Source organism: Roseomonas rosulenta, assembly GCF_016106005.1.
Taxonomy (GTDB): Bacteria; Pseudomonadota; Alphaproteobacteria; order Acetobacterales; family Acetobacteraceae; genus Neoroseomonas; species Neoroseomonas rosulenta.
On the sequence record NZ_JACADR010000193.1, the window covers coordinates 1 to 8,476 of the forward strand.

9 protein-coding genes and 2 pseudogenes are annotated in these 8,476 nt (G+C 71.7%); 2 read left to right on the top strand and 9 right to left on the bottom strand.

Features of this window, described 5'->3' with window-relative positions:
• The 5 genes and pseudogenes from HW578_RS18915 to rfaD form a co-directional block, all read right to left on the bottom strand.
• A pseudogene (locus tag HW578_RS18915) lies at positions 1–474 on the bottom strand (hypothetical protein); the annotation flags it as partial.
• Positions 475–774: 300 nt separating this feature from the next.
• Entirely contained in the window at positions 775–1,548 is a 774-nt protein-coding gene (gene pgeF / locus HW578_RS18920) for a peptidoglycan editing factor PgeF (RefSeq protein ID WP_198372268.1), read from the bottom strand.
• Positions 1,548–2,594 (bottom strand): SAM-dependent methyltransferase, encoded by a 1,047-nt coding sequence (locus HW578_RS18925; RefSeq protein ID WP_198372269.1) that lies wholly within the window; start codon positions 2,592–2,594, stop codon positions 1,548–1,550. Before HW578_RS18925 ends, pgeF begins: the two co-directional genes overlap by 1 nt.
• A gap of 28 nt (positions 2,595–2,622) precedes the next feature.
• Positions 2,623–3,423: a prolipoprotein diacylglyceryl transferase gene (gene lgt / locus HW578_RS18930; RefSeq protein ID WP_198372270.1), complete on the bottom strand. Its 801-nt coding sequence runs from the start codon at positions 3,421–3,423 to the stop codon at positions 2,623–2,625.
• On the bottom strand, positions 3,423–4,406 hold the full coding sequence (rfaD, locus tag HW578_RS18935) for an ADP-glyceromanno-heptose 6-epimerase (RefSeq protein WP_198372271.1): 984 nt from the start codon (positions 4,404–4,406) through the stop codon (positions 3,423–3,425). The genes lgt and rfaD overlap by 1 nt, the downstream gene beginning before the upstream one ends.
• 99 nt (positions 4,407–4,505) lie before the next feature.
• Between rfaD and HW578_RS18940 the strand changes: the two genes are divergently transcribed.
• Entirely contained in the window at positions 4,506–4,796 is a 291-nt protein-coding gene (locus HW578_RS18940) for an accessory factor UbiK family protein (RefSeq protein WP_198372272.1), read from the top strand.
• 136 nt (positions 4,797–4,932) lie between these two features.
• Positions 4,933–5,436, top strand: coding sequence for a type III secretion system chaperone family protein (locus tag HW578_RS18945; RefSeq protein ID WP_198372273.1), 504 nt, complete (start codon positions 4,933–4,935; stop codon positions 5,434–5,436).
• 9 nt (positions 5,437–5,445) lie between these two features.
• Here the strand turns inward: HW578_RS18945 and HW578_RS18950 are convergent, their stop codons facing one another.
• The 4 genes and pseudogenes from HW578_RS18950 to HW578_RS18960 all read right to left on the bottom strand — a co-directional run bounded on the left by HW578_RS18950 (position 5,446) and on the right by HW578_RS18960 (position 8,328).
• Positions 5,446–6,255 carry a transglutaminase-like domain-containing protein gene (locus HW578_RS18950; protein WP_198372274.1) on the bottom strand — a complete coding sequence of 270 codons (810 nt, stop codon included), beginning with the start codon at positions 6,253–6,255 and terminating at the stop codon, positions 5,446–5,448.
• Between the two features lie 43 nt (positions 6,256–6,298).
• A complete protein-coding gene (locus HW578_RS18955; protein ID WP_369407930.1) occupies positions 6,299–7,201 on the bottom strand; it encodes a transglutaminase family protein in 903 nt (300 codons plus the stop codon).
• A 149-nt stretch (positions 7,202–7,350) separates the two neighbouring features.
• Positions 7,351–7,488 (bottom strand): annotated as a pseudogene (locus HW578_RS28630) (DUF4170 domain-containing protein); the annotation flags it as partial.
• Between the two features lie 222 nt (positions 7,489–7,710).
• Positions 7,711–8,328, bottom strand: coding sequence for a Hint domain-containing protein (locus tag HW578_RS18960; RefSeq protein ID WP_198372275.1), 618 nt, complete (start codon positions 8,326–8,328; stop codon positions 7,711–7,713).
• Positions 8,329–8,476 lie beyond the last annotated feature (148 nt).

Genomic DNA, 8,476 nt, shown 5'->3' on the forward strand with positions numbered 1-8,476 from the left:
GGCGGCGTCGCGCGCGGCGCGGCGCAGCACCTCGGGGCTGGCATCGGTCCAGTCGCGCGCGGCGATGCGCGTCCCATCGGCCTGGCCCTGCGCCTGGCCGTCGGGGTCGGTCAGGCGGTAGCGCGGCACCACCCAGCCGCCCTGGGACTGCGCCTCGACCGTGAGGCGCCAGTCGAGCGGCAGGGGGGTGTCGGCGGCGGCGGGCACCTCGGCGGCGAGCAGCGCGGTGGAGAGTGCCTCCGCGAAGCCCCGCGCCTGGGTTTCCGTGAGCAGCGCCGCGGGCGGCGCGGGGATCGCCAGCCGGTAGGCCGGCGGCGCGGCCAGCGCGCCGGCATTGCCACCGGGATTGCCGCGGAAGGGCTGCGGCAGGTCGCCGCAGGCGGCCAGCAGGGCGCACACGGCCAGCAGGACGGAAGCGAGTGCCGTCCGCGGCGGCCGGGCGCGGCGCGCGGGCGCGCCGGGCTGCGCCGTCATATCGACACCACGCAGGCCACCAGCATGGTCAGCATCAGCATCGCGAAGAACATGAACACATAGGGCATGGCGTCCTTATTGGTCGTGTGCCGCGCGCCTGCAACGGTCATGGCCCCGTGGGGCGCCGCGCGGCCGCCGGGAAATGCCGGCACAGCCTCGCTCCCGGTCCGTCAGTGGCAGCGGGTGGTCGGGCTGGGGCGCCACCGATGCCGAGCGCGACGCCGCGCCGCACGTTGGTCCCGCGCGCGGTCCCGCGGCGGACGGGGCGCCGGCAAACGGCTCGCCTTGGAGGCCGTGCCCTCACGCGCCCAGCGCGATGGCCGAAAGCTGGTGCCCGATCGGCCCGCCCTTCGCGAGGGTGTTGCGGCGGTGGCTGAAGAAGCGCGCCTCGTCCGCCAGGGTGTCGTGCGACGTGACCTCGGGCGCCACGCCGACCGCCAACAGCCGCGCGGCGCAATACCCCGCGAGGTCGAACTGCCAGCGATCCGGCCGCGCGCCAGGGGCGAAGAAGCGCGCATCGATGGTGGCGTGCGCCAGCACCGCGCGGCGCAGGTCGGCCGCCACCTCGTAGGATGGCTGGCGGATGCAGGGACCGATCGCCGCGACGATGCGCCCGCGCCGCGCGCCGATCGCGACCATCGCATCGACGGTGGCTTCCAGCACGCCGGCGACCGCGCCGCGCCAGCCGGCATGGGCGGCGCCGATCACCCCGGCGGCGGTGTCGGCAAACAGCACCGGCGCGCAATCGGCGGTCACGATGCCCAGCGCCAGGCCCGGCCGGCGCGTGACCACCGCATCGGCCTGCGGGCGGGCGTCCTCCGGCCAGGGCTCGTCCAGTACCGCCACGGCGTCGCCATGCACCTGCGTCAGCCCGACCAGCGCGGTGCCGGGCAGGCCGAGCGCATCCGCGGCGCGGCGGCGGTTCTCGCGCACCGCATCGGGATCGTCTCGGCCGGAGAGCGAGCAGTTCAGCGCCGCGAAGCCGCCGCCCGAGACGCCGCCGCGCCGCGTGAAGAACCCGTGCGCGAGGCCGGGCAGGGCGGCGAGCGTTCCGGCGGTGACGGCTTCGGCCATCAGGGGTCCTCGAATCCGGGAAGGGGCGGCAGGTCGGGATGGCAGAGGCAGATTGCCTTGAACAGCCGGCCCATGTGCTCGGGCGCGGCCAGGCGCTGCGCGGCGGCCAGGTGGCGCGGCGCATGGGCGGGGTCCATCCGCGCCAGGATCGCGGCGCGGCTGAACAGGCCGAGCCGCGCGAGGAAGACGCCCTGCGGCATCGGCCCTTGCACCGCCGCGCCGGCCGCCTCGGCGGCCTCGGCCACGGCGGCGAAGTCGACATGGGCGGTGATGTCGGCCTCGCCCGGTGCGGCCAGTGGATCGGCCCGGCCATGCGTGGCGACGGCCTGCAGGCTGTCGCCGAAGCCGTGCGCGCCGGGACCGTAGTCGATGAACAGCGCGACCCCGCCCTGCGCGGCCATGCGTGCCCCGAGCGCGGCGGCGATGGCGGTGGCGGCCTCATTCACTTCCTGGATGGCGCCCTCCGGGGCATCGGGGGGCAGCGGCGGGGCGTCGGCGGCGGGGCGTTCGGCGAAGCCGCCATCCACCACGAAGCGTTCCATCCAGGCGGTGCCGCGACGGACGAACTGCCGGATCGGCAGTGCGTCCAGAAACTCATTGCCGATCACGATGGCGGGGCCGGGCGGCAGGGCTGCGATGTCGTCGTGCCAGGCGCGCACGGCGGTGCCGAGGCGGTCCGCCTGGGCCTCGCGCAGGCGGGGCGATGTCTCGACCAGGTGCACGCGCAGCGCGGCGCGGAAGCCCGGCGCCATCTCGGCCACGGCGCGCAGCGCATCGGCCATCAGGGTGCCGCGGCCGGGGCCGAACTCGGCGAGGATGACCGGGTCGGGCCGGCCCATGGCCTGCCAGGCGATCGCCGCCCAGAGGCCGATGCATTCGCCGAAGGCCTGGGTCATCTCCGGGGCGGTGGTGAAGTCCCCGCCGGCGCCGAAGGGCTCGCGCGAAGCGTAGTAGGCGGAGGCGGCGCGACGCATGAACCGATCCAGGCGCTCGGGCACGCCGCCGGCGTCCTTGCCGGCGCCGGCGGTTCCTTCGGGAGCCTGCATGGAGGTGTCGCCCGCGGGTGGGCTTCCTTCAGACGGCATGGCGTTCCTTCGCCCGCATCATCAGCCAGGCGCCGACCAGGATCATCGGCATCGACAGCAACTGACCCATGGTCGCGCCCGCGAACAGGAAGCCCAGATGCGCATCAGGCTGGCGAAAGAACTCGCCGATGATGCGCGCCGCGCCATAGCCCGCGAGGAAGGCGCCGGCCAGGAAGCCGGGCCTCGCGCGGATGCGCTCGCTGCGCGCGAGCCACATCAACAGGGTGAACAGGCAGATGCCTTCCAGGAAGGCCTGGTAGAGCTGCGACGGGTGCCGCGGTTCCGGGCCGCCGGTGGGGAACACCATGGCCCAGGGCACGTCGGTCACGCGGCCCCACAATTCGCCGTTGATGAAGTTCGCGCAGCGACCCAGGAACAGGCCGATCGGCACCACGCAGACCACGCGGTCGGCAAAGGCCACCCAGTCCAGCCCGTTGCGCTTGCTGAACAGCCAGGCGGCGATGATCACGCCGAGCGCCCCGCCATGGAAGGACATGCCGCCCTGCCAGACGAACAGCGCCTCCCACGGCGCGGTCACATAATAGCCCGGGCGGTAGAACAGCACGTAGCCGAGCCGCCCGCCCAGGATGATGCCGAGCGTGACCCAGGTGATGAAGTCGTCCACCTGCTCGGGTGTGGCGACCTGCGGCGGGCGCTGCACCAGCACGCGCGCGAGGCGCCAGCCGACCAGGATGCCCGTGATATAGGCCAGCGCGTACCAGCGGATCGCGATCGGGCCGATCTCGACCAGCACGGGGTCGATCATCGGGAAGGGGAGGGCGAGCAGCATCAGGCGAAGGGGTCCTCGGCGTTCAGCAGCACGTCGCGCACATAGGACCGCACGCCGTCCTCGATGCTGGTCGGGGGATGGTCGAAGCCGGCGGCGCGCAGGCGATCCATGCGGGCCTCGGTGAAGTACTGGTACTTGCCGCGCAGGTCCTCGGGCATGGGGATGAAGCGGATATCGGCATTGCGGCCGAGCGCGGCGTAGATGGCGGTGGTGAGGTCGAGGAACGTCCGCGCCGTGCCGGAGCCGATGTTGTAGAGCCCCGAGGCCTGCGGGTTGCGCGCGAGCCACGTCATCGCCGCGACGCAGTCGTCCACATGCACGAAGTCGCGGCTCTGCGCCCCGTCGGCGATACCCTCGCGGTCGGAGGCGAACAGCGTCGCCGCCTCGCCGCGCATGATCTGGTTGAACTTGTGCAGCACGACCGAGGCCATGCGCCCCTTGTGATGCTCGTTCGGGCCATAGACGTTGAAGAAGCGCAGCCCGGCCCAGTGCCGCGGGCGCGGCCGGCCGGCCGCCAGCATCTGCGCCACGCGCCGGTCGAAGGCCAGCTTCGACCAGCCATAGAGGTTGAGCGGGCGCAGCCGCGCCAGCGCAGCCGGCGAAGCATCGTCGTCGAAGCCCTGCGACCCGTCGCCATAGGTCGCGGCCGAGGAGGCATAGATGAAGGGCACGTCCACGGCGGCGCACCAGTCCCACAGCATCTGCGGCAGGGCGATGTTGGTGCGGGCCACCAGGTCGCCATCGGTCTCGGTGGTGGCGCTGATGGCGCCCAGGTGGAACAGCGTGGCGACCCGCGGCTTCCTGGCGAGGAAGGCGGGCAGGTCGTCCGGGTCCACGATGCCGGCGATGGCGTGCTTGGCCAGGTTGCGCCACTTCAGGCCCTGGCGCAGCCGGTCCACCACCACCACTTCCTGCCCATCGGCGCAGAGTGCGGCGACAAGGTTGGAGCCGATGAACCCGGCCCCGCCGGTGACGATATGCATGATCCGCCCTGTTCCGACGCGGCCCTTGAGGGTGGGGCGGCGGCGGTATAGGCCCCCGCGGGACGGCCCGGCAATACAGCGGGCGAACAGGAGAGCACCATGGCAGGCGATGGCAGCCGCGGAAAATTCATGGACGACCTGGCGGGGATGGCCGGCGGCGCCTTCTCGGTCCTGGCCGGGCTGCGCAACGAGGCCGAGGCCATGGCCAAGTCCCAGGGCGAGGCGGTGGTGCGCCGCCTGGACCTGGTCAAGCGCGAGGAGCTGGACGCCGCCATGGAGGTCGCCCGGCGTGCCCGCGAACAGGCCGAGGCGCTGGAAGCCCGGGTCGAGGCGCTGGAACACCGGCTGGCCGCGCTTGAGGCTGGCGGTGAATCCTCACCCGAATCCTGAAGAAATGATTGCAACCCCTGCGGGCTTGCGACGCGATTCCGCGTCTGCGTAGTCTGCCTTTCGTATCCGGCCGCCCGATTCGCCCCCCATATCTTGTGGGTGTGGTGGGCGGCGGCCCCGGGCAAGGAGGTGCCGCATGTCCGCCTCTCTTCAATTCGAGCGCGAGCGTTCGTCGAACCCCCTCGATATCCTCGAGCAGATCGTCGCCGCCAATGAATGGGCCTTCGAGCGCCGGTCCGATGGCGAGATGGCCGCCGAGGCACCGGGGAAATGGTGCGACTACGGGCTGCATTTCTCCTGGTCGCACGAGATCAGCGCCATGGCCTTCACCTGCGCCTTCGACATGAAGGTGCCGGCGGACAAGCGCGACCGGCTCTACGAGCTGCTGGCCCTGGCGAATGACCGGCTCTGGATCGGCCATTTCGGTATCGAGGCGGAGGACGGGGTGCCGGTGTTCCGCCATTCCGTGCTGCTGCGCGGGTCGCCTTCGGCCAGCGCCGAGAGCCTCGAGGACATGGTGGACATCGCCATCACGGAATGCGAGCGCTTCTTCCCCGCCTTCCAGTTCGTGCTGTGGGGCGGCAAGGCGCCGGCCGAGGCGCTGGCGGCATCGATGCTGGATTGCGTGGGCGAGGCCTGAACCGGCCGCTCAGCCCACCACCTCGTCCGTGGTCACGCTGAAGCCGGCGAGGGTGCAGGGGCCGAAGGTCGTGGCGATCGCGACATCGGTGGCGTCCCGCCCGCGCGCCATCAGGATGCGCCCGATGCGCGGGGTGTTGTTGCGCGCATCGAAGGTGTGCCAGCGGTCGTCGAGATACACCTCGAACCAGGCGGCGAAATCCATCGGGCCGTAGGGCGGCGGCACGCCGATATCGCCGAGATACCCGGTGCAGTAGCGCGCCGGGATGTTGACGCAGCGGCACAGCGCGACCGCCAGGTGCGCGTAGTCGCGGCAGACGCCGCGGCGCTCCCCGAAGGCCTCGGAGGCGGTGCGCGTGGCGCGCGCATGCTCGTAGCCGAAGATGATGCGTTCATGGACGTAGTCGCAGATGGCCTGCACGCGGCCCCAGCCCGTGGGCCCCTGGCCGAACAGCATCCAGGCCACGTCGGACAGGCGGTCGGTATCGCAGTAGCGGCTGCCCAGCAGGTACATCAGCATGGCGTCGGGCAGGTCCTCGACGCTGCGCTGCCAGGCGGCCGGCGCGAGGTCGTCGGGCAGGCCGCTGTCCTCGACCATGAGGCGCGTCGAGATCACCAGGCGGCCCTGCGGTGCCACGATGCGCGTGCAGGTGTTGCCGAAGCTGTCGGTGTAGTCGCGCGCAGGGATCGGCGGGTCGAAGGCGACCTGGTGCGGGCCGACAAGGTCGGACAGGCGCGAGGGATGCGGATTGACCATCAGCAGCATCGGCGTCGGCTGCGGGCAGTCGTAGGTGATCTGGCAGCCGGCGCTGATGCGCATGGCGGTGTCCTTTCGGGGTGGTCCGGTCACGGTGCGGCGCGGGTCAGGCCGAGGGATCGAGCGCGGTCACCTGCACCTCGACCGTCATGCCGAGGTCGTCGGAGGGAAACCCCCTCCAGGTGCCATGCAGCGGCAGGGCGTGGCGGTGGTCGCGCACCACGGCCACGCGGATCAGGTCGCGGTTGCCGATGATGCCGTTGGTGGGGTCGAGCTCCACCCACCCCGCCCCCGGCACATACACGCGCATCCAGGCGTGGGTGGCGCCGCCGCCGACGCGCCCGCCCGCCTCGGGGACATAGAGGTAGCCGGAGACGAAGCGCGCCGCGAGGCCGAGCGAGCGCACCGCCTCGATTAGCAGGACCGCGAAGTCGCGGCAGGTGCCGGAGCCGCGCTTCAGCGTCTCGGTCGGGGCCTGCACGCCGCGCTCGGCGCGGGCGATGTAGACGAAGCCCTCGCGGATGCCGTGCGTCAGGTCGGTCAGCAGCCGGCGCGTGGCGGTTGGCCCGTCGCGCCGCAGGAACTGGCGCGCCCAGCGGTCCACTGCCCGGTCGGGGTCGAGGTATTGCCGTTCGATCGACCGTGCGAGGTCCGGCATCTCCTCGGCGTCATAGGAGAAGGGCCAGGTCTCGGCGTCCTGCTCGATCGGGTAGTCGAGGGCGTTCACCGGCGCGTGGTCGATGCGCACCGTGCTGTCGAAGCGCAGTTCGCGCGCGCGGCAGTCGAAGCGCGCCACGCCCACGCTGTTACCGAAGACATCGTGAACCCAGCGGATCTCCTCGGGCGGCGGCGTGATCTCGAGCCGCGCGTCGATCACGCGCTGGTCGTGGCCCTCGCGCGGGCGGAACATCATGCGGTGTTCGCCAAAGGCGACCGGCTGGCGGTAGCGGTAGGTCGTGACGTGTCTAACGGCGAGGCGGGGGATCGCGTTCTCCAGTGCAGGGGACAGGGCGCGTCCGGGGCTTCCGGCGGCAAAGTGTCGTGCCCCTGCACGAGCCACGCGCCTTAGGGATATGGGGCGCGCGCGGCGTCGATCAACCGTGGGGGGTACCGGGGCTGCCGGGGCCTGGCGCCGGAGCCGCGCCTGCCCCCCCATTCTCAGGCCGCGCTCTCGCCGCCCGGGCGCGGCACTTCGATCACGAATAGCGGATGCTGCGCGGTGTCGACGCGCCGGGGCATCTCATCGCGCCATAGGCGTTCGGCGGTTGCGGTGTCGTGGATGGGGCCGAAGCAGTCCTCGCTGCCGCGCGCGAGGTCCTGCCAGGCGGATTAGGCGGCGACGCCGCCCCACAGGGACCACGGCTTCCGTTCATCCACGGCAGGCTTCCTGTGCCGGGAGGGGCTTTATCGCCTGCGGTTCTGCGTTACAGCAAACATGGCCTGCCGGGTTCGCCGGCAGGGAACCGGCGACGGGCCGTGGGAATGGCCCGTCGCCGCGACGTTGGCGGCGCCGGCGTGTCAGGCCGAAAGGCGCTTGTCGCTGGGCTCCAGGTTCGCGGTCGCGCGCTGTTCGAGCCGCGCACGGATCCGTTCAAGCAGCGGGCCGTCCTGCAGCACCGGATAGCAGGCGGCCTCGGCATAGCGGCCGTTGCCACGCTCGCTCTCGAAGTCCTTGAACAGCGTCGTGATGCCGTAATTGTCGAACTGCTTGCGGTTGCCGTCGTCGAAATAGGATTCCGACACCGCGCCTTCCGCGACCAGAAGGCCGTGCGCGGGCAGTTCCACGTGCCAATACGTCACCTCGGGGCACCAGAGTTCCTGGACGATGCTGGTGCCGTTGACCAGCAGGCGCGCCGGGACCAGCCGGCCATCAAGGAACATCGCGTGCTCGGGGGAAACCCGCAGGTCGCGGTGGGGCACGCCATCGGCCAGGGCACCGGCCTTGATCAGGATGGGCGCTGCGGAAGTGCGGTTGGGCTGCTTTGCAACATTGACCTTGGTGTGGCCGATCCAGACCACCGGCTGCAGCGCCGCGCCGCCATGCGCGGTCACCACCAGGTCACCCACGCGCAGGTCCTCGACCGCCACTTCGCCACGGGCGGTGGCGACCAGCGTGCCGGTGGCGAAGCAAGGCACCGGCGTATAGGTCCCCGTGCTTGTTTGGTCCCGGGCTTTGGTGGTGCAGTCTTCTCCCTGGCATGGAGGGATGCGCTATGGGGCAGGTTCTTCACGGCTGCGCCCGCACGACAGAGGCGGTCCGTCGCGCGATCCAGCATAGTCAAGC